This is a genomic window from Flavobacterium cerinum (assembly GCF_024496085.1).
In the GTDB taxonomy this organism is placed as follows: Bacteria; Bacteroidota; Bacteroidia; order Flavobacteriales; family Flavobacteriaceae; genus Flavobacterium; species Flavobacterium cerinum_A.
In genome coordinates this window covers 1,901,347-1,923,994 of the sequence record NZ_CP101751.1, presented here as the reverse complement: position 1 = coordinate 1,923,994, position 22,648 = coordinate 1,901,347, and the positions used below count along the sequence as shown (strand labels likewise).

Sequence of the window (22,648 nt, the reverse complement as noted above, 5' to 3'; positions counted from 1 at the left end):
AAGCAGGATGAAAATCCTGCTTTTTTGTTATACTTTACTGCTATTGTTATTTTCTGTCATTTTCAGTTTGAAGGACATATAGAGCAACAATACGAGCTGTAACACAAAAAGATAATAACCGTATTTTACCTGATTACTATCTTCTAAAATTTCGCAGAGATAAAGAAATAATAGCGCCCCAACTGATAAAACAATAGTAATCAAGCCCGAAATAACAGACAGGACATATCTTTCCTTAAACAAGGAAAATGATTGTAATCCGCAAAGCAATATAATTATTGTAAAGAAAGCATATTCTAAACTGAAACGATTATCACCGGTATCCGTTCTGAAAAAACTCATTTCGTAACCATTATAGGTTAATTCCTTTTTCTTCTTTAAAAAGGTCTCAATCGCCTGTTCCTTTAACTGAAACAATTCACCGGATGACAAATGATATTCCTTTTCATTTGCCTTTATTTCTTTTTCCGGGAATGAGGAAATCATTTCCAATGCAGGCCCGTCTTTTAAAAATCTATTATGGATAATATTTTTATCGGAACAAGTTTGAAAAAAGGGTAACATCAGTATTACAAAACTCAACAATGAGATTTTTTTTGCAAGTGCCTTTATCATTTATATTGATCAAAAAATTTTAAAGCTATATGTAGTCGTAACAATTCAATCCTTCCTTCTAGCGCAACACGATCTCTTTTACCAGATCGCGTCTCAACTCTTCATTGATCATCTTGATGATTTTTTCTTTACCGTAGCTTAATTCTTCGCGTAAAACCGCAGACGATAAAGCGACATAGAGCGTGGTCCCCTTTAACATGATTTCGGTTGTATAATTATTCACCCCATTACCCATCAGGTTTTTCCAGGCATCGCGTACATCGATTTTGTCCATGCCGCCCTGTAGCTTATTGTCCTGAATAAATTGTTTTAATACATCCGATATCGGGGATTCTTCAAACCGTTTTGCCATGTTTTTATTTTATAGAAAATGAAGTTGCTTTTTTGTAGTGGTATTCCATGTCGTGTTCATTTTTTAACACCAACTCTTCATCTGTTACCTTAACCAACTCTTCTTTCCATTTTGCATAAGGAGTTGTATATTTCAGATACACATGATCATTTTCCTTTATAACCGCTAATTTCTCATCTAACTCACTAACCAGATAGGTTCCGTCCAGTTGCGGCATAACTTTTTTACGAAAGCCTTTATTATCTTTAATTTCAAAATAGTCAATCGTAGGATTTACAGTGTATTCTTTTTTACCGCCATCGGGCATAATAGCCTCTTCAATTTCCCAATAACCGTTGATTTTCGCAATCGCTGCATCGTCTATTTTTTTCTGACATGCCGTAAAAGTGAGTCCAAAAAGTACTACTGCAATTATTTTTTTCATGAGTTCAACATTTTTTACAAATTTACCTTTTAAAACGGGACAAATACAACTTTAGAACAAAAAAACAAGTAGCTTTAAACCATTTAACAACTGCTTAGTCTTAACAGAAACACCAACCTATATGAGAACAATATTCCTTTCGGCGCTAACTCTTTTTTCATTAATGAGTTGCAGTTCGGAAAACGAAGTTGTATCGGAAACGACTCCGGTAATTCCAACAGAAAATTTATATTTCCCACCGGTTACTTCCGGAAATACGACCTGGGAAACAAAAAGTATTTCCGATCTGGGATGGCATAGCAATGCCGTACAACCTCTTTTGGATTATCTGGAACTAAAACACAGTAAATCCTTTATCATTCTGGTTAACGGACGAATTGTAATGGAAAATTATTTTAATGGTCATACCGCTAACAGTTTATGGTATTGGGCGAGTGCCGGAAAAACATTAACCTCTACGATTACCGGGATTGCACAGCAGGAAGGCTTATTAAATATAAATAACAAGGTTTCCGATTATCTCGGCAACGGATGGACCAGTGCGCCATTAGCCAAAGAAAACCTGATTAGCTGTAAAAATCTGTTGACTATGACATCCGGGTTGGACGACAATAGTAACGGTGATTGTGTAACTCCCGCCTGTTTAACTTATCTTGCCGATTCCGGAACACGCTGGGCTTATGACAACGTTTATGTAAAGCTTCAGGATGTAGTAGCCACTGCGGCACAAACTTCTTTTTCCAGTTATTTCAACAGTCGGTTACGTGATAAAATAGGAATGAACGGCATCTGGACCAATACTTCAGACGGATTAAGCGTATATTCCAGTAATTCGCGAAGTATGGCTCGTTTTGGGTTATTGATCTTAAACAAAGGAAAATGGGAGAATCAGCAGATTCTAAATGAAGCCTATTGGAATGAAGCAACCCAAACTTCTCAAAATATCAATCTGGCTTATGGTTATTTATGGTGGCTAAACGGAAAGGCGAGTTACCATTTACCGCAAAGTCAGTTTCAGTTTACCGGCAGTATTATTCCGTCTGCTCCGTCAGACATGTACATGGCACTTGGTAAAAACGATCAGAAGATCTATATCGTTCCCAGTATGAAAATGGTTATCATCCGAATGGGTGATGCCGCCGATGGCAGCAATATGGCTCTGTCTGATTTTGACGAGGTACTCTGGCAAAAAATAAAGGCGTTATATGAATAACGCCTTTATTTTTTATTGAAATATTTGATAATCGCCCACATCATCAGTATAAAACTTATCAACCGTAATGCGAGAAAAATATTAGGAAATGGTTTTTCGATAAAAACGGTTATTCCTCCTAACAATACGCTAATGAGCACCATTTTAATTGGTGTCAGATTTTTGAAAAAAGCGATTACCTTGCTCATTTATTTTTATTTGAAAAATGAATCTACAAATTCAAATTTGTTGAACACCTGAAGGTCTTCAATTCCTTCTCCCACTCCGATATATTTTACCGGAATCTGGAACTGATCGGAAATACCGATAACCACACCACCTTTAGCCGTTCCGTCCAGTTTGGTTACAGCCAGACAGGTCACTTCTGTGGCAGCGGTAAACTGTTTTGCCTGTTCGAAAGCATTTTGCCCGGTCGAACCGTCCAACACCAACAATACATCATGCGGTGCATCTTCCTGAACTTTCTGCATAACACGCTTTACTTTTGTCAGCTCATTCATTAAGCCCACTTTATTATGTAAACGTCCGGCAGTATCAATAATAACCACATCGGCATCTTGCGCTACAGCAGATTGTAATGTATCAAAAGCTACGGAAGCCGGATCACTTCCCATTTGTTGTCTAACAATAGGTACACCTACCCGATCTGCCCAGATTTGTAACTGATCGATTGCAGCTGCACGGAATGTATCTGCCGCACCTAAAACCACTTTATAACCGGCTTTTTTAAACTGATACGCTAATTTTCCGATTGTTGTTGTTTTACCTACACCATTTACTCCCACAACCATAATTACATATGGTTTTTTATTCGCAGGAATATCGAATTCGCTGGCTTCACCGGAATTGGTTTCCGACAATAGCCCGGCAATTTCTTCGCGTAATATTCCGTTTAATTCTTCCGTTCCAAGATATTTATCGCGGGAAACACGCGCTTCAATTCTTTCAATGATTTTCAGTGTGGTATTTACACCAACATCTGATGAAACCAAAATCTCCTCAAGGTTATCCAAAACCTCATCATCCACTTTTGATTTTCCGGCAACGGCTTTGGTTAGTTTGGAGAAAAAGGAAGTTTTTGTTTTTTCCAACCCTTTATCAAGAGTTTCTTTTTTCTCCGATGAAAATATTTTTTTAAAGAAATTCATTAAATTATTTACAATTAAATTACAGTTTCAAAAAGCAGGCTGCTAAAATCGTTCACCTACAATTCTTACGACAAATATAAAAATAAAAAAGCTACTTCCATACGAAAGTAGCTTTTCTATAAATTGTATACCGGAATTATTTCTTTTTTAAGAATTCATCCACTTCTTCAGGAGACATTACAGACTCAACGAAAGTATAAGCACCTGTTTTAGGTGATTTTACCATCTTGATAGCCTTAGTTAATCTTTTTGAAGCTGTCTGTAAAGTTGCTACGGTTTTCTTTGCCATGACTTACGATTATTTAATTTCTTTATGAACAGTTACTCTCTTCAAAATCGGATTGAACTTTTTAATCTCTAATCTGTCTGGAGTATTTTTTTTGTTTTTAGTAGTAATGTATCTTGAAGTTCCTGGTACACCAGAAGTTTTGTGTTCAGTACATTCTAAAATCACCTGAATTCTATTACCTTTCTTTGCCATCTTGATCTATATTATTTAGGTAGGATTATTTTACAAATCCGTTTGCTTTTGCCTGTTTTAAAACAGCAGCAATACCATTTTTATTAATTGTTTTTAAAGCAGCAGTAGATACTCGTAAAGTAACCCATCTGTCTTCTTCAGGAATGTAGAAACGTTTCTTAACTAAGTTAACGCTAAATTTTCTTTTGGTTTTATTCATAGCGTGAGAAACATTGTTTCCAACCATCGCTCTTTTACCTGTAAGTTCACAAACTCTTGACATTATACTTATCTTTATATTCGTTATTCAAAATCAGGGTGCAAAGTAACAAAAAAGAAACCTATTACACAAACTATTTTGATTAGTTTTTTAAAATTTCTTTATAAATTTTTTCCATCGCTTTATTAACCGCCCTATCTATAACCTTTTCGCGAGGTTGGCCAAAGTTAAATTCTTCACTGTAAATACCTTCGGGAGTTGCAATCCCGATAAAAACGGTTCCTACATTTGCATCCGAATCTCCCTTCGCCGGACCGGCATTTCCTGTAGTTGCAATTGCATAATCCACTCCGAGTATTTTTTGCACTCTTCCCGCCATTTCTTCAGCAACAGCAGCACTCACCACTGAATGTTTTTCGATAATTTCCGACGGAATTCCCAATACATTAATTTTTGTTTCCGTCGCATAACTTACAATACTGCCTTTAAAATAGGCCGATGAACCCGGAACAGACGTCAGTGTTGCCGCAACACTTCCTCCGGTACAACTCTCGGCCGTCCCGATAGTTAGTCCTTTTTCGGTTAGCAATTTTCCAAGCATTACTTCCAGCGTTTCCTCATCGTCATAACCTACGATATCGCTTTTAATAATATACTCCAGTTTTTCCACCTGAATTTTAATTTCACGATGTAAAACAAACTCATCGATTCCCATTGCCGAAAGACGCAAGCGAACACGTCCCGGACTTGGTAAATAAGCCAGTTTAATGAATTCGGGCAGGTTATTTTCCCAGTTTTCAATTCTTTCTGCCAAAAGACTTTCGCCCACACCATAGGTAAGAATTGTTTTATGAACGATATACGGCCGGTCAAAACGAGCAATCAGTCGCGGAATAACTTCGTTTTCCATTAAGTATTTCATTTCATACGGCACTCCCGGCAACGAGACAAATACCGTTCCGTTTCGTTCCATCCACATTCCGGGTGCTGTTCCAACTTTGTTAAACAACACGGTACTTTTTGACGGTACCAATGCCTGATCTTTATTGATTTGAGAAGCCGGACGATTAAATGCTTTTTCGATAATATCCACTACATGTACCAAAACAGCTTCATCAACAATCAGTTCATCTTCGAAATAATCGCAAAGTGTTTTTTTGGTAATATCATCTTTTGTCGGCCCCAAACCTCCGGTGATAATCACAACATCCACTTTACTTTCCTGTTCGGAGAGCGTATTCAGAATATGCTGCCGATCATCAGAAACCGATTGCATTTCATGTACTTTTATTCCTATTTTTTCTAGTGTTTTAGCGATAAAGGAAGAATTGGTATCCACTATCTGTCCGATAAGGATTTCGTCTCCGATGGTAACAATACTGGCTTTCATTTTTTGATCTGTAAAAGAACAAAGGCAAATCATGAAGTGCTGATTTGCCTTTTTCCAAGTGATATCTTATAGATTATAATCTTTTCTAATTTCTTTTAGCGTATTATCAACGTGTTCTTTCAAACATTTGAATACTTCTTTTATTTCTTTCTTTTTCCCTTGTGATTTGGTCCACTCCATAATCTGGAGGTTTTCATCATAAGCTAAATCCATTCCCATCAGGTCCAGCGTAGGCTTAATCTTATGGGAGGCACTGTATGTCTTGTTAAAGTCTTTTTCTTCGATTCCTTCTTTGATAAGCCGTATTTCGTTTGGAATTTCCGTCACAAACAGATGAATGATCTGTTGTGCAAATTCGGCATCATTATCTGAAATCTCGTAGACTTTAGATAAGTTATAATGTATTGCCATTATTTTACCTGTATTCTAAACATTTGTTTTCCTTCTATGAATCCTTCCAGTACGTCATCCGGATTTACTTTTGCTACTCCGGCCGGTGTTCCTGTAAAAATGATATCACCGGTTTTCAGTGTAAAGTATTGCGATACATAAGCAATCAGTTCATCTATCTTCCACAGCATATGACTGGTATTTCCTTTTTGCACCGTCTGACCGTTACTGGTTAATTCAAATGTAATATTTTCCAATGAATTAAATTCTGTTTTCGGCAAAAAATCACCGATAACCGCAGATCCGTCAAAAGCCTTGGCTTTTTCCCACGGCAATCCTTTTTCTTTTAACCGGGATTGCAGATCACGTGCTGTAAAGTCGATACCCAGTCCGATTTCGTCATAATATTTATGCGCAAATTTCGGTTCGATATATTTCCCAACTTTATTTATTTTGATCAAAATTTCAACTTCATGATGTATATCATCAGAGAATTCGGGGATAACAAACGGAAATTGCTTTGGTAAAACAGCGGTATCCGGTTTTAGGAAAACCACCGGTTCTTCCGGGCGTTCGTTTTGCAGTTCTTCGATATGCTCGGTATAGTTTCTGCCAATACAGATAATTTTCATAAAAATGCTGCGTAGGGTTTAACTTAATTTATTATTGAGTTTTCTCAATTTGATTCCGGTTAGTACTTTTTTGGTATACAGCGGGAAATCGGCATTTTGAATCCATCCGAAATAACCCGGTTCTTTATCGAAGACTTCGTCTACCAAAACACCTTTGTGCTTTCCGAAAGTAAAGATTTCCTGTCCTTCAGCGTTTAGCGCAATAAAACCGGCAAAATCCACCGACTTTTTACGTGTTGTAAATTCCGACAATGTTTTGATATCATTTTCCAGTTCCGGATAGCGATCTAACTGTGCTTTCAGAATTTCATAGGTTGCCATTGTATCCGCTTCGGCACTATGCGCATTATCCAGTGTTTGTCCGCAATAAAACTTATAAGCCGCACTAAGTGTACGTTCTTCCATTTTATGAAAAATTGTTTGAATATCAACTGACACTCTGTTTTTCATATCGAAATCCACCTCAGCTCTCAGTAATTCTTCAGCCAACAACGGAATATCGAAGCGATCCGAATTAAATCCGGCCAGATCGGCATCCTTTATCATGTTATAAACCTGCGCGGACAACTGTTTAAAGGTTGGTTCATTCGCTACTTTTTCATCCGAAATACCGTGAATAGCCGTAGAATGGGGCGGTATCGGCATTTCCGGATTAACCAGCCATGTTTTACTTTCTTTATTCCCGTTAGGGTATACTTTAAATATCGATATTTCTACTATTCGGTCTTTTGCTACATCAATTCCGGTCGTTTCCAGGTCAAAAAAACAAATAGGTCTGTTTAATTTAAGTTCCATTTTTATAATTTGATATAGCTACAAATATAACAGTTTTGAAACTACACAAAAAGCTTTATAACAAAAAAGACCGCTTCAAAATCTTTTTTGACGGTCTTTTTGTTATGCTCTTAATCTACACAAGTCGGTTGTTTCAATATGCTTTTACATCAATTGTATTACATTCCTTACTTCCTCATTAATTCTTAAAATACTCCACTCCGTTTTCCCCCAATAATCCTTTTTTACCGGCTACGGTAGTTACTTCAAACACACCGAATTGCCAAGTATCACTCACCGGAATGGCATCTAAGATTTTGATTTCCTTATATTTTGGTTTAACGGGTTTGTAAATTGAATTTAAAACAAACATTCCTTTTTTATCCCCTTTTTTAAGAATACAAACATTTCCCCACGCCACTTCAATAGTATCATATTCATAATCCAGCAACACCTTACCGGTTTCGTCTACTAATCCCATTTGGCCATTCTTTTTTATCAGGAATGTAGTATAGTCATTATTCGATCCGCACACTTCGATATTATCGTCACTTTTTAAAATAATTTTATCCTGATTGATACTATACACGCCATACCCTTCGCTCATTTTTACAATATACATATCGATATTTCCCGAATTGGCATTGATCGAAGAAGAAACTACTTTACCGTATTTTTCTCCTATTCTTTTCTGTCTGTTTTCTTCTTCCTCCGTTACCTGTATTTTCATTCCAACAACTGGTGGATTATACCATTCCGGTCGTTCCTCTCCCACAACTCTATTGTCGGTAAAAGTAACTTCCTCCTCCTCTCCATCGCTATTTTCATTTTTAGCTATCCAGTAAAATTTATTGCTATTTTCATCACTGTTTTGTGACCAGGATTCATATATATTAGTATATGCAATAGGGATAATCAGCTTTCCTTTCGAGTTAACCAATCCTTTTTTCCCTTTCTTTTCGACAGTAAAACTTTCATTTTCAGCAAATTCAACATCATCATACTGAACAGGTATCAGCATTTTAAAATCCCGGAGAAGTCCCTTCTTATTATTTTTATACATCACAACAACCTTTGAAAAAAGGTACATTTGTACCGAATCCAAATTCGTTTCAGCCAGTAAGACTCTCTTATGTTGATCAATAATTGAGATTTTTCCGTTTTTCTGAATAACATATCTCCCTTTAAAGTCCGGTGGCGTAGTTGCAAAATTCACCATACTCATACCGGTTGTAAAAGGTTTCACCTTCACCCTGCCCAAAGTATCGCAAAGCCCCCAAAGATTGCCATCCCGATACGGCACCAACAACTCGTTCTTTTTTGCATGCTGAGAAAATGCAGCAGTAACACTCAATAAAAAAAGTAAATAAAATGTTTTCATAAATAATTAAAACTTAAGTCGATAAATTTAAAGAAATTTCTTATACAATATGTAATTTTAAAATTAAATAAATACTTTTCTTTTAACCTGATCATCACAAGAGCCAACTCTATTTCAAACTATTGTTTGTTATCCGAGTATTTTCCAATCCTTAAAATCCGGGTTAACTGTAATAAAAAAGCCCCGAAAACACATTTCAGGGCATTTATTTTAATCTTCGTGACTTCCGTCATCAGCCATTCGAACCAATTTTGGTGTAAATTTCGCCACCACATCAATCAATTCTTTCTGCGCTTCCATCACTACGGTAATATCTTTGTAAGCCATAGGCGCTTCGTCTCTTCCGGCGCCGACTAAAGTAACGCCATGTTCTTTTAACACCGCTTTCATATCGGCTTTGGAAATATTTTTAATTGCTTTTGTACGACTCATTTGTCTTCCGGCACCATGTGAAGCCGAATTAATAGCATCTGTCTCTCCTTTTCCACGCACAAGAAATCCCGGCGCCGTCATCGATCCGGGAATAATCCCCATCACACCTTTACCGGCCGGCGTGGCACCTTTTCGGTGTACGATCACTTCTTCGCCGTTCCAGACTTCTTTCCATGCAAAATTATGATGGTTTTCCACTTTAGCCAAAAGTGTTCCACCAATCGCTTTTTGCATTTTATCATGAATAATTTCATGACAAGCCGAAGCATAATCACCGGCCAGATTCATAGCCAACCAATATTCCATTCCTTCTTGTGAATTCATATCCAGATAAGCTAAATTAGCAGCTTCGGCAGGCAATTTACAACGTTGCTTAGCCAATTGCGTATAATAACCCGCAATCGTAGCACCCATTCCCCTTGATCCGGAATGCGTTAACAAAGCCACATATCGTCCTTTATCAATATTTAACACCTCATCCCGTTGTTCAAACTCAATAATTCCAAACTCCACAAAGTGATTTCCGCCACCGGAAGTTCCCAATTGTGACCAGGCTTTATCCTGCAAATTTTTAATAAACGGTGTCAGATTAAATTCATTTCTATCCAAAACATCATGATTTGACTTGTATTGTCCGTGATAACCGTGACCCGCTCCGAATTTGGTATGTACGATCAATTCTCTTTTATATTTCCCTTCATTTTCATAGAAATGATGTTCCGGAATATCATAAATCGACAGCGCCATTCTACAACCGATATCGACTCCGACACCATATGGAATAATCGCATTTTTAGTTGCCAATACACCTCCGATCGGCAATCCGTATCCCTGATGCGCATCCGGCATTAACGCACCGGCAACCGTAACCGGTAATTTCATTGCAATATGCATTTGATTTCGGGCGCCTTCTTCAATCTGTTCTGCTCCGAAAACACGATATTCTTTTGCCGTTTCTCTTAACGGAATGGTTTCATCTACCGGCGCATTGGCTTCTTCAATTAACTTTGTTGCCAAATCCTCCCAAATCGGATCATCAAGATAATTTTCCGGATTCTCCTTTATCTTTTTAAACACCTCCAATAATGTCGCTTTTTCATTTGTTCCCTTGTGTTGCGTCACTAATTGCAATGCCAATCCTAAAATGGCATTTTCTTTATATCCAACCGCAATTAAGTCGGTTCCTGTAATTTTTGTTTCCATTGTTATTCGTTATATAACTGTTCCCTGATTGTTACCAATACCTCTTTTGCTTTTACAGCATCCGGGAACATTTTTAAGCTACTTTTTTTATCTTCTTTTTCGATATTCGCTATCAGTCTATCCGCCATTTCCAAAAGTTCTTCATACTTCTTTTCTCCGGCTTTTATCGCTAATAATTCATCCCGGTTATCCCGTTTTACATTCAATTTTCCGGTCAGCAGAATTTCGTCTGCCACTTGCAACAATCGTATTGTATGCATCATGTTTTTAGAATCGTATCCGCCCTGATGTTTTTGGTTGACTGTATATCGTTCTTCATTTCGTTTTGCTACCCAATCCCAATAAGCTGCGTAATCTTTACAGTAAGACGAATAACTTTCCACATTAAAACTCATGTAGGCGACCGTTTTTTCTCCTTTCGGTATCGATGATAAACACACCTCATTGGCCTCCTTATTTTTTTGTATGCCGCGATATCCTTTTACACCACTATTATCATAATAAACGGCATAGATTCCCTTGGAATGCGGTAGTTTTACCAAGCCACATCGTTTCGGTTCCAAATCGTTCTCCAATAACCATTCCTGTAACGGAACCGTATTACAATCTTGCAAAACAAAACAAAAATCGGTTACTTCTTTTCGTTCTTTCGGAAAAGGATTAACGATTTTCTTTTTCAATCCTCTTGCTTTATAGATCTGCGTTACCGCATATCCGGCAAACGTATCTTTCGCTTGTTTCGACAAAAACATTTCCAATGGTAATTGAACCATTACCGGATGTTTATACAACACCCATTCCGGCGGAGTAGCAAGCAATTCGAGTACGCCCGGATTACTTTTAACCAGCAATTCCACAAACCGACCCAGTTCATAATACACCTCATCATTGGTTTCATTTTGTACCTGAGCTACATAATCCAATCCGAAGAATTGTTCTTTCGGCAGATAAAAAACACCTTTGATATCCGTATCGGATGTAGGCGTATCCAACCCGTAGGCTTTACTACCGCTAACACACTCAAACAGCAACAGTCCTTTCTCCTTTATTTCTTTTATCGTCATAATGTTGTATTGTTTTTTGAAAAAAAGTATCCAGCATTTCCGCTTCAAATGTATCTTTTCCGAGTGATTTTCCGGTTTCCGCTATTCTTTCAAAGGTTGTATTTATAAATTCCCGAAGTTCCCGACTAACCACTATCCGATCCCCTTCTTTTGTTGTCTCTTTATACTGTATTAATTCCGTTATTGCTGTTTTAACCTGATCATTCCCCGGTAGTAGCTCCAGCAAACCCGTCATGGTCATCGGAGCTATTTTTTCTTTTTCCAGACACCATTTTGCTGCCAGTAACGGACGAAGCACATAAAACAGTTTTTTGATTTTTATCTCATTATTTTCTTCCAAAGCCGCCAAAGCACTTTTTGCTATTCCAAGATAATGGAAGGTATTGCTTCTCCGGCTAAAAAAATGTTGCGATAATTGCCATAATGCCTCCCGGAAAGCTTTATCCTCATAATATATTTCCGGTGATTGTAGCCATTCGAATATTGTGGTATTCGATTTCAGCATCAATACCAATATTTTTTTCAGATCCCAACCGTATACATCCAGCTCATCCGTTATCGGAAAGTTTAAATGATCCTTAACATCTCTTACCGAAAGGTAATCCGCTACATTTCTGACATATACAAACCGAACATCAAAATCACTATCGGTAGACGGAAATCCCCAGGCGCGGCTTCCGGATTCACAGGCAAATACTATTTTTATATTATTCGCTTTTTCTATTTCTTTTAGTTTATCAACTATTATTGTTTTCATTTTTAATCTTTTTTATAAAACCGGGCAATGATCAAAAAAAGTTCTAAAGGTGTGTTACCATTACACTATCTATACAGAGCAGGAATCGAACCTGCAATACCCGATCCCTAATCGAAGTATCTTTTTTTTACGGCACCGGTAGCTGATTTTTAAATTTTAAAAGAGGCAACTATTGTAAAATGGGATCTTTTTTGGAACGAAGTAACATTTTAACACGGCACTCTTTTTTTGAGTAACAAGCAACAAATGACATTCGGGACTCGAACCCGATTTAATCAACCAACGAAGTAACATTTGTTTACGACATCTATTGTAACAGGAGTAACATTCGAAAAAAGTACGGGGGCGCATCATTGCCGGAGTCGAACCGGATAACCTTGCTGCTTTTACAACTTCGTTATTCCTCCCCCAAATGGTGACGAAGTAACTTTTTTCTACAACATCCTGTTTTATTTTAAAACAAGGCAACCTATCAAAAAGAGTATTAATTCTGCTCTACCAACTGAGCTACATCTTACCGATGGCGGGACTTGAACCCGCGTCCCGAATACTTTAAATACGAAGTAACCCTTCTTTACGACACTTGTTTTTTATTTTCTTTATAACTCCCGCAGTGTTCTTAACCACGGGAGTGCCTCAGCTACAACCCGATTTTATTAATCGTATCAAGGGCTGTTTCTTTATTTTCCAAAGCATTTAAAACATCGAATATTTTATCAGACCATCCGGCCAACAAATACACATCATCTTGTCGAATATCAATCGGTTGATGGCCATAACCTGCCAAATCAAATAAATACAATTTGGCTTCCGGTGCTATCTTTTTATATTTTTTCCATGACCTCGAAAAGGAACCAAATAATGACGTACTATTCCACATCTGGACATCAGTAAACAACATCACTTTATCAACAATCTGGTTTTTAGCGATCAAATCATCCAATACCAAATGTCCGTTGGTTGCATATCCTACTTCCCCTTCTCTTTTATAATATTCTTCGACATTCGCCAAAATATTTCTTCGGGACATATGAATCGTTTTCCAGGTATCGCCAAACATACCGCTAATCACATTTTGACAACGGGATTGCATTAACATCCCCAACATTAAACCGATATCATATAATAGCACGCTACTTTTAGCAGATACCGGTTTTTGCATCGAACCCGATACATCACAGGCAATTACGACAGAAGTGTTATAATCAAATCCGCGAATATTTCTTGCACTTATTGTAACGGCTTCTTCCAAAGCATCCAATAGGTTAGGCGTAAATTGTGAATTCGTTCGTTTGATCTCTCTATAGGCTGCTAAAAACCGAAACGGCAATTGTTTCGAGTTTTCCACCGCTTTTTCGTTAGCCAAATAATCACAAACCATAGCAATATGCTGTGCTGACACATTCGCTTCGAGTATATTTCTAAGATTTCGCATCAAAGCCATATAGCCTACTTTTTTGCTTTCGATCAATTCTTCCCATTTTTGAGTAAAAGCTGACTTTCGGGCGTTGTTATTTTCAAATTTTAAAGTCCCTAAAATCGAAAGCTCCGTTTCCCATGTATAAGGTATGGCTAATGTATTGGTTACAATCTTATTAAAAATCGCCTGTTGGCTTTCATCCTTTGCTTTCGGATGCACTAAAAACAATGCATCTTTTAATTTCACTTCTGTATTTCGGTTGTATTTAGCAAACTGGTATTCGTCGAAAGTATTAAACGATTTTGCCAATCCTTTTTGAATCTGCTTTGAAAGTCGGTTTAATTTTTTGATTTCTTTACGTTCATTTGCTAATTGATAGTAAGCCAGTAATTCCGTAATTTCATCTGCTCTTTTTACAACATTAGTCACCGTTTTACTTACGATTGAGCTTCCCGAAATCATTTTAGCCAATTCGACCGTCAACACCATAGGAACGGAACGCAAGTTCATTTCATTTCGAGCATAGGCCGCTAATTTTGCAACAAATTCCGGATCACAAACCGCCACCAATTCTTTAATTCGTATTAGTCTGCTATTTTCTTTTTCATAAAAAGAATCGCTTATTCCGGTTGTAACAACCGCAGTATACAATTCTTCTCCCGGCGACATTGTAAATGCTTTTGCTTTCGCATGATTTACAGTCGTGATTCTTTCTTTATTTAACAAATTGAATTTCATCGTTTTACTTTTAGTTGTTACACTTTATTTGTGTCCGGAATGTTGTTTCATTCTGACATTGCAAAGATGACTACTCAACTACGCATCATAAATACGCAATAAAATATTTTTTTCAATAAAAATCACAATACACTATAAAACAATAAAATACAATTAAAAAAAATCAATAAACCGAATACATTTCATACTACTACGCAAATATATTGCGCAATAAAATGTAATTTTGCATCCGAATCGGAGTCTGATTCAGCAATAATTCATCAAAACCATCAATTCACCTTTATTATGGCTACCAATAAACTCGCATTAATTCGTTATAAAACCATCGATAATTGTCTGCGTAACCGTTTTCGAAAGTGGACATTGGAAGATCTGATTGAAAAAGTAGCCGACTCGCTATATGAATATGAAGGTATCACTTCCGGCATCAGTAAGCGAACCATACAAGGTGACATTCAAATGATGCGCAGTGACCGATTGGGCTATAACGCTCCGATTATTGTGATCGACCGGAAGTTTTATACTTATGAAGATGATCAATATAGTATTACCAACTCGCCTATCAATACTATGGATATGGAAAAGATGAAGGAAATTGTTGCGCTTTTAAAACAATTCAACGGTTTCAATTATTTTGATGAGATGAGTGAAATGATAGCCCGATTGGAAAACAATCTTAACAAATCGTCTGATAAAACCAAAAATCATATCCAATTTGAAAGCAACAACCGGTTAAAAGGAATTGAACACCTGACGCCGTTATATCAGGCTATTTTAAATCAAACTCCTTTATTAATCGAGTACAGATCATTCCGCGCAAAAGAATCCAAACAAGATATTTATCATCCGTATCTTTTAAAAGAATACCGGAATCGTTGGTTTCTGATAACAAAACCCAAAAAGGGAACCACACTGATCACTTTGGCACTCGACCGTATAGAAGCTTTTTACACCTTGTCCAAAGATCTATACATTCCCTATGAAGGCGTTGATTTTGATCGCTATTTTGATGATACCATCGGTGTAACCAAAACGCAAAAAGACCGGGCATGTCGGGTTATTTTACAATTTGATCCGTATAACAGTCCGTATGTAAAAACCAAGCCGTTACATCATTCACAACAGCTTGTAAAAGAAGATGAAAACGGATTGATCATTCGTATTGATGTTGTATTAAATTTTGAATTGGAACGGGAAATATTAGGTTTCGGGGAAAACATTAAGGTACTGTCTCCAAAAAGACTAGCCGACAGCATTAAGCGCCGATTGGAAAAAGCCAATCTAAAATATAACTCATAAAAAAAGCCCCGAAAACGGGGCTTTTATATAATTAGTTTGATTAAATATCTCTATTGATATCCCAAGCTTCCAGGTAATCCGCTACGCGTTTTACAAAGCTTCCTCCTAATGCACCGTCTACCACTCGGTGGTCATAACTGTGCGATAAGAACATTTTCTGACGGATTCCGATAAAATCACCTTCAGGAGTTTCGATAACTGCCGGCACTTTACGGATTGCTCCTAATGCTAAGATACCCACTTGCGGTTGATTGATAATCGGCGTTCCGAAAACGCTTCCGAACGTTCCGACATTCGTTACCGTATAAGTACCACCTTGAGTATCATCCGGTTTTAATTTACCGGCTTTTGCACGGTTACCTAAATCGTTTACCGCTTTAGCCATACCAACCAGATTTAACTGATCTGCATTTTTAATTACCGGAACAATTAAGTTTCCGTTCGGTAAAGCAGCCGCCATACCTAAGTTAATATTTTTCTTTTTGATGATGTATTCACCGTCAACTGAAATATTCATTCCAGGGAAGTCTCTTAACGCTTTTGCTACCGCTTCCATAAAGATTGGAGTAAACGTTAATTTTTCACCTTCGCGTTTTTCGAAAGCATTTTTAACTTTATCTCTCCATTTAACGATATTCGTTACATCTACTTCAATGAATGATTGTACGTGAGCAGAAGTCTGTTTTGACTGAACCATATAACCGGAGATCAGTTTACGCATTCTGTCCATTTCAACGATTTCGTCTCCGCCGTTTACCGATACCGGAACCGCTTTAGCAGCAGTAGCAACCGGTTGCGGAGCAGCAGCTTTAGGAGCTTCGGCAACTACCGGAGCCGCTACAGGCTGGCTACCTCTGTTTTTAACGTAATCTAATATATCGTTTTTAGTTACTCTTCCGTCTTTACCGGTACCGTTAATTGCTTCTAATTCAGCAACCGATACTCCTTCTTCTTTAGCTATGTTTTTTACTAACGGTGAGAAAAACTTATCCGAATCTGAAAAATCAGCAGGAGCAGTAACGGCAGCAGCTGTTTCAACCATTTTCGTTACTTCTGCAACAGCAGCCGGAGCAGCTTCCGCTTTCGGAGCTTCCGCAGCAGCACCTTCCGTTTCGATGATAGCGATCGTCTGACCTACTTTTACAACATCATCCACGTTAAAAAGGATTTCCGCTAATGTACCGGAAACTTCTGATGGTACTTCGCTGTCTACTTTATCGGTAGCGATTTCCAAAACCGCTTCATCCGCCTCAATAGTCTCGCCTACGTTTTTCAACCAGTTGGTTATCGTTGCTTCAGCAACACTTTCTCCCATTTTGGGCAGTTTTAATTCAAACCTTGCCATATCTTTAAACTAAAGTTGTTTTTTCTTACTCACTTTGCAAAATTAATATTTATTTCGATTTATTATTTCACAAAATGCAATTATTATTTAATTTTTACAATCTCACCTCTGTCGTTACTGCTATCACTGCCAATCCAGTAAGCCGTTCCTTCCGGAATGATTCTGAATGTAAATTTTTCATCTTTATGGCGCTCTAAAAAAGCGATAATTTCCCGGAAACTAAAACTGTTATTATCTAACAGAATCGTTATTGGTTTCTCTTTTAAATCCGATTGCGAAAATAACGCATTTTCATTAATATCCTTATTCCAATACAGCTTTTTTTGAAGCTGTTGCGCTAATTTTTCTTTTAACCGTTCCTCCTTGGAAAACAGCCAATAAGCGTTTACTTCTGCCGACTTCTTCTTACCTGTCTGCTTTTTTTTAAACATCGCGAAAACAAAAGTTCCGATTTGCATAAAAACATCGAAGAAAAAGGAGGCTTTAAAATGTTTCCGGTAAAAAAACTGCATTGCTTCGCGGAAGCGTTTCATATACGTTCCGTCTTTCACTGTGCTTTCTCCTTTATAGTGAATCACTGTAGTTTCGTGGAAATAATAATTCGACTTTCCTGTTTTTAGCACGAGATACGACAAATCGATATCATCCGAATACATAAAACAGTTTTCGTCAAAACCATCCACTTCCAGATATAAATCCCGCTTTAGCACCATAAAAGCACCAACCAGAATAGCAGCTTTTCCTGTTTGATTTTCATCCAGATGTTGCGCATAATACTGATTAAACAGCTTTGTCTTCGGAAAAAATTTATACAGACTTGTAATTTTTGTAAAGGCTACCCAAGGAGTTGGCACACCTCTTTTGGATTCCGGCAAGAAATGTCCGGTACCGTCAATCAGCTTACAGCCGATGATACCTGTATCCGTTTGTTGACGGGCAAAATTCAACACTTTTTCGAAAGTATCTTCCGCCACTACCGTATCCGGATTTAAGATGCAGACATATTCTCCTTTGGCCTGTGCCACACCAATGTTATTCCCTTTCGGAAACCCTAAATTATCTTTGTTGGCAATTAATGTAATGTCCGGAAAACGCTCCCGCATCATGGCACAACTGTCATCCGCAGAAGCATTGTCAACCACAATAATTTCACCATCGATATTTTGCAATGCCTTTTGAACACTCAAAACACATTGCTCTAAAAAATAACGGACGTTGTAATTCAGGATAATAACCGATAGCTGCATGCCACAAATATAAACAGTAAAACTTCAAAATAAAGCAAGGTCAGGAAAGCGGTTTAAAATTTAACTTTTGTTTACTGCAATACCATAAAATACTTCCGATGTATACGCTTCCGGTTTTTCATCGATACCTATCAATCCTTGTTCTCTTGTTTTATAAACTTTTTTAATGCCGATAATCGCATTAGCACATTTACTTTTAGCGAGCTTTTTAAATCTTTCGATCAATTCCGCTTGCTGCGTATTTATTGCTCCTTCAATCTGAATCAGTCCGATTTTAACGTAGTCAAAATCTGTTTTTTCTCCGTCAAAATAAAGTTCCACCTGCTCCGGTTGTTTTTCGCAAGTGGGAACTGCTTCGGTTAGCGGTGTAAAGGTCTCATTCACATAAGCGCCGTAACTGCAAGACTGCAATACAATCGCACTAGCAGATATTACAAGGATTTTTATCATTTCACTTTTCATCATCAAATCTTTTAAAATGGGCTCAAAAGTAAAAATTTTCCTTCTTTGCAATTCTAAAGATTTTCCCAAAACGAAAATTATAAATAAAGCTTACTTTTGCAAAAAAGTATCATTGTGAATTATCTATCAGTTGAAAATATTTCCAAGTCGTTTGGAGAGCGTGTTTTATTCGAAAATCTTTCGTTCGGAATTAACAAAGACCAGAAAATTGCTTTTGTAGCGAAGAACGGAACCGGAAAGACATCGATATTAAAAATCATTACCGGAGAAGACACACCCGACAACGGTCAGATTGTAATGCGAAAAGAAATCCGAATGGCATTTTTGTCACAGGATCCTAATTTACAACAGGAGCTTACAATTGAGGAAAGTATTTTTGCATCAGACAACGAGATACTAAAAGTAATAGAGCAATACGAAAAAGCCCTTCAAAATCCGGAAGACGAAGAAGTGTATCAAAAAGCTTTTGAAAAAATGGATTTGCACAATGCCTGGGATTTTGAAACCCAATACAAACAAATCCTCTTTAAATTAAAGCTGGAAGATCTGAAATTAAAGGTCAAAAATCTATCCGGCGGACAAAAGAAGAGATTGGCATTGGCTATCATTCTGATCAACAAGCCGGATTTATTAATTCTGGATGAGCCGACCAACCACTTAGATCTTGAAATGATCGAATGGCTGGAAAATTACTTTGCCAAAGAAAATATCACCTTGTTTATGGTTACGCACGACCGTTTCTTTTTAGAGCGTGTTTGTAATGAAATCATCGAATTAGACAACGGTAAACTGTATCAATATAAAGGTAACTATTCCTATTATCTTACTAAAAAAGAAGAGCGAATTGCCTCCGAAAACGCCAGTATTGACAAAGCGCAGAACGTTTTTGTAAAAGAACTGGACTGGATGCGTCGCCAACCGAAAGCCCGTACAACAAAATCCAAATCAAGGATTGACGATTTTTATGTAATTAAAGAAAAAGCCCAGAGTCGTCGTAAAGAAAACCAGGTAGAACTGGAAATCAATATGGAACGTATGGGAAGTAAAATCATTGAACTTCACAAAGTATCTAAAAAATTCAATGATCGCATCATCCTGAATGGCTTTGATTATACATTTAATCGCGGTGAACGTATTGGTATCATCGGAAAAAACGGAACCGGAAAGTCAACCTTTTTAAACATTCTGACACAGACGATTGAACCGGACAACGGTAAAGTAATCATCGGAGAAACCATCAAAGTAGGCTATTATACCCAAAGCGGTATCAATCCGAAACCGGAACAAAAGGTAATTGATATTATTAAAGAATACGGCGAATATATCCCGTTAACTAAAGGCCGAACTATTTCCGCCGGACAATTACTGGAACGTTTTCTTTTCGACCGTAAGAAACAACATGATTATGTTGAAAAATTAAGCGGAGGCGAATTAAAACGATTGTATTTGTGTACCGTTTTAATTCAGAATCCGAACTTCCTGATTCTGGATGAGCCGACCAACGATCTTGATATTGTTACTTTAAATGTATTGGAAAACTTCCTGTTGGATTATCCGGGTTGTTTACTGGTTGTATCACACGACCGTTATTTTATGGATAAAATCGTTGACCATATGTTTGTTTTCCGCGGACAAGGTGTAATTGAAGATTTTCCGGGTAACTATTCCGATTTCAGAGCGTATGAAGACAGTGTTGAACCGGAAAAAGAAGAAGCGAAAGAAAAGGTCAACTGGAAACAAAATCAGGTAAAACAAGGATTATCTTTTAATGAGCAGAAAGAATTCCAAAAGATCGAACGCGAAATCAAAGATCTGGAATACAAAAAAGCGGAAATCGAAAAGCTTTTTTCCGATGGAAAAGTAGCCGATTCTGAAATTGGAACTAAAGCCAACGAATTACAAAGCGTTATTTCACTTTTAGAAGAAAAAGAAGAACGTTGGTTTGAATTGAGTGCTAAAATGGAATAACACATTCCTGATAAATATTTATTTTTACATTATTAAAAGAACGAAATGGCTATTATTCAAAACATAAAAATTGCAGTGGATGCCATTGTATTCGGTTATGAGAATAGCCAGCTCTTTGTTCTTTTGGTGAAACAAAAATTCGGTGATGCTAAAAATTCATGGTGTCTTCCGGGCGGATTTGTTTTAAATGACGAATCACTAACGACAGCTGTTACCCGAGAACTTAGAGAAGAAACCGGCGTTTCGGTAAACTATCTGGAACAATTGTACACCTTTGGCGATAACATCGAACGCGATCCCAGATTCCGAGTGGTTTCCGTAGCTTATTTTGCTCTGGTTGATCCCTCCAAATTAACATTAAAAACCATTACCGATACCGATGCTGAAAAAGCAAAATGGTTTCCAATTGATCAACTACCTCAACTCGCTTATGATCACCGGGAAATAATTGATACCGCTTTTTCCCGTTTAAAAAACAAATTAACCTACCAACCTATTGGTTTTGACTTACTGGGGACTGAATTTCTTTTTTCAGAACTCGAAAATCTATACACTACGCTGCTTGAAAAAAATATCGATCGTCGTAACTTCCGAAAAAAAATCCTCGGTTTCGGAATTATTGATGAAACCGATAAAATTGCTTCCGTTAAAAGCGGTCGCCCGGCCAAACTTTTCAAATTCAATGAAAAAAAGTATCGGGAACTGGAACAAAACGGATTTCACTTCGAAATAAAATTCAACTAAACAATTCTGTAAATCAACACCTTAACCTTTACTAAAATTACCGCATTATTATTTTGCGTATTTTTTACACATATTATTTTTCTACTTTAGAATTTTACTTTAACTTTGCGTAAAAATAACACAAATATGACAACACTAAATTTAACACCGGAATTTACACCTTTCGGAACTGAAAACCAACTGACATTCCAATCATTTGTTTTTTCCGGCGGTGAACCTCATATAAAAATTGACACCAACTTTGATAGCAATCAAACGATAACAATCACGCATCGAATTAATTCTTTTAATGATTTAGGCTTATTCTGTATCACCGTAGACGCCTTAAAACGAATGGGTGTTAAAGCGATTGAAGCCTTTATTCCTTATTTCCCGGCTGCACGTCAGGATCGGGTTATGATCAAAGGAGAATCACTATCCGTTAAGGTATATGCCGATATCATCAATAGTCTTCAATTACAGAAGATAATGGTTTACGATCCGCATTCGGAAGTAACGCCGGCACTTTTAAACAATTGTGAAGTGATCGACAATCACAGCTTTATAAAAAAAGTAACCGGGTATATTCAATCCGATCTAAAACTGGTTTCTCCCGACGGTGGCGCTCTAAAAAAAATATACAAAGTATCAGAAGCTTTAAGCGGTATTGAGGTTGTAGAATGCTCAAAAAGCCGCGATGTAAAAACAGGTAAATTATCCGGTTTTAAAGTTTATGAAGACGATTTAAACGGTAAAGATTGTCTTATCGTAGATGACATTTGTGATGGCGGCGGTACTTTTTTAGGTCTGGCAGCAGAATTAAAACAAAAGAATGCCGGTAATCTGTATCTGGCTATTAGTCACGGTATCTTTAATAAAGGCTTTGAATCTTTATCCGGTTATTTCACCAAAATTTTCACAACCGATTCGTTTAAAGACATTGCTCATGAAAACGTAATCCAAATTAAATTAGAAAATCTGAAACGGTAAT

At 37.2% G+C, this 22,648-nt stretch carries 25 protein-coding genes; 5 read left to right on the top strand and 20 right to left on the bottom strand.

The features are described 5' to 3' along the window. Positions 1–27 precede the first annotated feature (27 nt). From NOX80_RS08580 to NOX80_RS08570, 3 genes are all read right to left on the bottom strand, one after another. The gene (locus tag NOX80_RS08580) at positions 28–582 is read right to left on the bottom strand and encodes a hypothetical protein (RefSeq protein ID WP_256552871.1); all 555 of its coding nucleotides are present in this window, start codon (positions 580–582) and stop codon (positions 28–30) included. A gap of 91 nt (positions 583–673) precedes the next feature. Next, the gene (locus NOX80_RS08575; RefSeq protein WP_256552870.1) at positions 674–967 is read right to left on the bottom strand and encodes a DUF721 domain-containing protein; all 294 of its coding nucleotides are present in this window, start codon (positions 965–967) and stop codon (positions 674–676) included. 4 nt (positions 968–971) lie between these two features. Continuing rightward, on the bottom strand, positions 972–1,391 hold the full coding sequence (locus tag NOX80_RS08570) for a lipocalin family protein (RefSeq protein ID WP_256552869.1): 420 nt from the start codon (positions 1,389–1,391) through the stop codon (positions 972–974). Between the two features lie 121 nt (positions 1,392–1,512). Here NOX80_RS08570 and NOX80_RS08565 point away from each other — a divergent pair, with 121 nt between their 5' ends. Continuing rightward, positions 1,513–2,604, top strand: coding sequence for a serine hydrolase domain-containing protein (locus tag NOX80_RS08565; protein WP_256552868.1), 1,092 nt, complete (start codon positions 1,513–1,515; stop codon positions 2,602–2,604). Positions 2,605–2,609: 5 nt separating this feature from the next. Here NOX80_RS08565 and NOX80_RS08560 read toward each other — a convergent pair whose 3' ends face one another. From NOX80_RS08560 to NOX80_RS08495, 14 genes are all read right to left on the bottom strand, one after another. After that, on the bottom strand, positions 2,610–2,792 hold the full coding sequence (locus tag NOX80_RS08560) for a hypothetical protein (protein ID WP_256552867.1): 183 nt from the start codon (positions 2,790–2,792) through the stop codon (positions 2,610–2,612). Between the two features lie 6 nt (positions 2,793–2,798). Then, positions 2,799–3,752 (bottom strand): signal recognition particle-docking protein FtsY, encoded by a 954-nt coding sequence (gene ftsY, locus NOX80_RS08555; protein WP_256552866.1) that lies wholly within the window; start codon positions 3,750–3,752, stop codon positions 2,799–2,801. Positions 3,753–3,888: 136 nt separating this feature from the next. Further along, a complete protein-coding gene (locus NOX80_RS08550; RefSeq protein ID WP_091308981.1) occupies positions 3,889–4,041 on the bottom strand; it encodes a DUF4295 domain-containing protein in 153 nt (50 codons plus the stop codon). 9 nt (positions 4,042–4,050) lie between these two features. After that, positions 4,051–4,233, bottom strand: coding sequence for a 50S ribosomal protein L33 (rpmG, locus tag NOX80_RS08545; protein WP_008253902.1), 183 nt, complete (start codon positions 4,231–4,233; stop codon positions 4,051–4,053). A 25-nt stretch (positions 4,234–4,258) separates the two neighbouring features. Further along, positions 4,259–4,495, bottom strand: coding sequence for a 50S ribosomal protein L28 (gene rpmB / locus NOX80_RS08540; RefSeq protein ID WP_136403294.1), 237 nt, complete (start codon positions 4,493–4,495; stop codon positions 4,259–4,261). A 79-nt stretch (positions 4,496–4,574) separates the two neighbouring features. Beyond that, positions 4,575–5,822 (bottom strand): competence/damage-inducible protein A, encoded by a 1,248-nt coding sequence (locus NOX80_RS08535; RefSeq protein ID WP_256552865.1) that lies wholly within the window; start codon positions 5,820–5,822, stop codon positions 4,575–4,577. Between the two features lie 66 nt (positions 5,823–5,888). After that, on the bottom strand, positions 5,889–6,233 hold the full coding sequence (locus NOX80_RS08530) for an Hpt domain-containing protein (protein WP_256552864.1): 345 nt from the start codon (positions 6,231–6,233) through the stop codon (positions 5,889–5,891). Further along, the gene (locus NOX80_RS08525; protein WP_256552863.1) at positions 6,233–6,844 is read right to left on the bottom strand and encodes a fumarylacetoacetate hydrolase family protein; all 612 of its coding nucleotides are present in this window, start codon (positions 6,842–6,844) and stop codon (positions 6,233–6,235) included. The genes NOX80_RS08530 and NOX80_RS08525 overlap by 1 nt, the downstream gene beginning before the upstream one ends. An 18-nt stretch (positions 6,845–6,862) precedes the next feature. Beyond that, entirely contained in the window at positions 6,863–7,639 is a 777-nt protein-coding gene (locus tag NOX80_RS08520) for a 3'-5' exonuclease (protein ID WP_256552862.1), read from the bottom strand. A gap of 178 nt (positions 7,640–7,817) precedes the next feature. Further along, entirely contained in the window at positions 7,818–8,999 is a 1,182-nt protein-coding gene (locus NOX80_RS08515; RefSeq protein WP_256552861.1) for a WG repeat-containing protein, read from the bottom strand. 210 nt (positions 9,000–9,209) lie between these two features. Beyond that, a complete protein-coding gene (locus NOX80_RS08510; protein ID WP_256552860.1) occupies positions 9,210–10,634 on the bottom strand; it encodes an RtcB family protein in 1,425 nt (474 codons plus the stop codon). 2 nt (positions 10,635–10,636) lie between these two features. After that, positions 10,637–11,698 (bottom strand): DNA polymerase beta superfamily protein, encoded by a 1,062-nt coding sequence (locus NOX80_RS08505; RefSeq protein WP_256552859.1) that lies wholly within the window; start codon positions 11,696–11,698, stop codon positions 10,637–10,639. After that, positions 11,655–12,455 carry a nucleotidyltransferase domain-containing protein gene (locus tag NOX80_RS08500; protein WP_256552858.1) on the bottom strand — a complete coding sequence of 267 codons (801 nt, stop codon included), beginning with the start codon at positions 12,453–12,455 and terminating at the stop codon, positions 11,655–11,657. Before NOX80_RS08500 ends, NOX80_RS08505 begins: the two co-directional genes overlap by 44 nt. Positions 12,456–13,095: 640 nt before the next feature. Continuing rightward, a complete protein-coding gene (locus tag NOX80_RS08495; protein WP_256552857.1) occupies positions 13,096–14,613 on the bottom strand; it encodes a TROVE domain-containing protein in 1,518 nt (505 codons plus the stop codon). Between the two features lie 285 nt (positions 14,614–14,898). Here NOX80_RS08495 and NOX80_RS08490 point away from each other — a divergent pair, with 285 nt between their 5' ends. Beyond that, the gene (locus NOX80_RS08490) at positions 14,899–15,912 is read left to right on the top strand and encodes a helix-turn-helix transcriptional regulator (RefSeq protein ID WP_256552856.1); all 1,014 of its coding nucleotides are present in this window, start codon (positions 14,899–14,901) and stop codon (positions 15,910–15,912) included. 40 nt (positions 15,913–15,952) lie between these two features. Here NOX80_RS08490 and NOX80_RS08485 read toward each other — a convergent pair whose 3' ends face one another. From NOX80_RS08485 to NOX80_RS08475, 3 genes are all read right to left on the bottom strand, one after another. Beyond that, positions 15,953–17,257, bottom strand: a complete 1,305-nt coding sequence (locus NOX80_RS08485) for a dihydrolipoamide acetyltransferase family protein (RefSeq protein ID WP_256552855.1) — start codon at positions 17,255–17,257, stop codon at positions 15,953–15,955. An 83-nt stretch (positions 17,258–17,340) separates the two neighbouring features. Then, on the bottom strand, positions 17,341–18,504 hold the full coding sequence (locus NOX80_RS08480; RefSeq protein WP_256552854.1) for a glycosyltransferase family 2 protein: 1,164 nt from the start codon (positions 18,502–18,504) through the stop codon (positions 17,341–17,343). Positions 18,505–18,564: 60 nt separating this feature from the next. Then, positions 18,565–18,969 carry a hypothetical protein gene (locus NOX80_RS08475; RefSeq protein ID WP_256552853.1) on the bottom strand — a complete coding sequence of 135 codons (405 nt, stop codon included), beginning with the start codon at positions 18,967–18,969 and terminating at the stop codon, positions 18,565–18,567. Positions 18,970–19,080: 111 nt separating this feature from the next. Here NOX80_RS08475 and NOX80_RS08470 point away from each other — a divergent pair, with 111 nt between their 5' ends. From NOX80_RS08470 to prs, 3 genes are all read left to right on the top strand, one after another. Further along, complete coding sequence (locus NOX80_RS08470; protein WP_256552852.1) at positions 19,081–20,934, top strand: ABC-F family ATP-binding cassette domain-containing protein; 1,854 nt, start codon at positions 19,081–19,083, stop codon at positions 20,932–20,934. A 45-nt stretch (positions 20,935–20,979) separates the two neighbouring features. After that, positions 20,980–21,678, top strand: coding sequence for an NUDIX hydrolase (locus tag NOX80_RS08465; RefSeq protein ID WP_256552851.1), 699 nt, complete (start codon positions 20,980–20,982; stop codon positions 21,676–21,678). 126 nt (positions 21,679–21,804) lie between these two features. After that, a complete protein-coding gene (prs, locus tag NOX80_RS08460; protein WP_256552850.1) occupies positions 21,805–22,647 on the top strand; it encodes a ribose-phosphate diphosphokinase in 843 nt (280 codons plus the stop codon). The last annotated feature ends 1 nt before the right edge of the window (position 22,648 follow it).

What these genes read in the sequence shown, in the direction of transcription:
- NOX80_RS08490 (WP_256552856.1), top strand. Translation starts at nt 14,899, where the DNA reads ATGGCTACCAATAAACTCGCATTAATTCGTTATAAAACCATCGATAAT.
- NOX80_RS08510 (WP_256552860.1), bottom strand. Translation starts at nt 10,634, where the DNA reads ATGGAAACAAAAATTACAGGAACCGACTTAATTGCGGTTGGATATAAA.
- ftsY (WP_256552866.1), bottom strand. Translation starts at nt 3,752, where the DNA reads ATGAATTTCTTTAAAAAAATATTTTCATCGGAGAAAAAAGAAACTCTT.
- NOX80_RS08530 (WP_256552864.1), bottom strand. Translation starts at nt 6,233, where the DNA reads ATGGCAATACATTATAACTTATCTAAAGTCTACGAGATTTCAGATAAT.
- rpmB (WP_136403294.1), bottom strand. Translation starts at nt 4,495, where the DNA reads ATGTCAAGAGTTTGTGAACTTACAGGTAAAAGAGCGATGGTTGGAAAC.
- NOX80_RS08495 (WP_256552857.1), bottom strand. Translation starts at nt 14,613, where the DNA reads ATGAAATTCAATTTGTTAAATAAAGAAAGAATCACGACTGTAAATCAT.
- NOX80_RS08475 (WP_256552853.1), bottom strand. Translation starts at nt 18,969, where the DNA reads ATGATGAAAAGTGAAATGATAAAAATCCTTGTAATATCTGCTAGTGCG.
- NOX80_RS08575 (WP_256552870.1), bottom strand. Translation starts at nt 967, where the DNA reads ATGGCAAAACGGTTTGAAGAATCCCCGATATCGGATGTATTAAAACAA.
- NOX80_RS08560 (WP_256552867.1), bottom strand. Translation starts at nt 2,792, where the DNA reads ATGAGCAAGGTAATCGCTTTTTTCAAAAATCTGACACCAATTAAAATG.
- NOX80_RS08485 (WP_256552855.1), bottom strand. Translation starts at nt 17,257, where the DNA reads ATGGCAAGGTTTGAATTAAAACTGCCCAAAATGGGAGAAAGTGTTGCT.
- NOX80_RS08480 (WP_256552854.1), bottom strand. Translation starts at nt 18,504, where the DNA reads ATGCAGCTATCGGTTATTATCCTGAATTACAACGTCCGTTATTTTTTA.
- prs (WP_256552850.1), top strand. Translation starts at nt 21,805, where the DNA reads ATGACAACACTAAATTTAACACCGGAATTTACACCTTTCGGAACTGAA.
- NOX80_RS08515 (WP_256552861.1), bottom strand. Translation starts at nt 8,999, where the DNA reads ATGAAAACATTTTATTTACTTTTTTTATTGAGTGTTACTGCTGCATTT.
- NOX80_RS08570 (WP_256552869.1), bottom strand. Translation starts at nt 1,391, where the DNA reads ATGAAAAAAATAATTGCAGTAGTACTTTTTGGACTCACTTTTACGGCA.
- NOX80_RS08525 (WP_256552863.1), bottom strand. Translation starts at nt 6,844, where the DNA reads ATGAAAATTATCTGTATTGGCAGAAACTATACCGAGCATATCGAAGAA.
- NOX80_RS08520 (WP_256552862.1), bottom strand. Translation starts at nt 7,639, where the DNA reads ATGGAACTTAAATTAAACAGACCTATTTGTTTTTTTGACCTGGAAACG.
- NOX80_RS08505 (WP_256552859.1), bottom strand. Translation starts at nt 11,698, where the DNA reads ATGACGATAAAAGAAATAAAGGAGAAAGGACTGTTGCTGTTTGAGTGT.
- NOX80_RS08565 (WP_256552868.1), top strand. Translation starts at nt 1,513, where the DNA reads ATGAGAACAATATTCCTTTCGGCGCTAACTCTTTTTTCATTAATGAGT.
- rpmG (WP_008253902.1), bottom strand. Translation starts at nt 4,233, where the DNA reads ATGGCAAAGAAAGGTAATAGAATTCAGGTGATTTTAGAATGTACTGAA.
- NOX80_RS08465 (WP_256552851.1), top strand. Translation starts at nt 20,980, where the DNA reads ATGGCTATTATTCAAAACATAAAAATTGCAGTGGATGCCATTGTATTC.
- NOX80_RS08500 (WP_256552858.1), bottom strand. Translation starts at nt 12,455, where the DNA reads ATGAAAACAATAATAGTTGATAAACTAAAAGAAATAGAAAAAGCGAAT.
- NOX80_RS08550 (WP_091308981.1), bottom strand. Translation starts at nt 4,041, where the DNA reads ATGGCAAAGAAAACCGTAGCAACTTTACAGACAGCTTCAAAAAGATTA.
- NOX80_RS08535 (WP_256552865.1), bottom strand. Translation starts at nt 5,822, where the DNA reads ATGAAAGCCAGTATTGTTACCATCGGAGACGAAATCCTTATCGGACAG.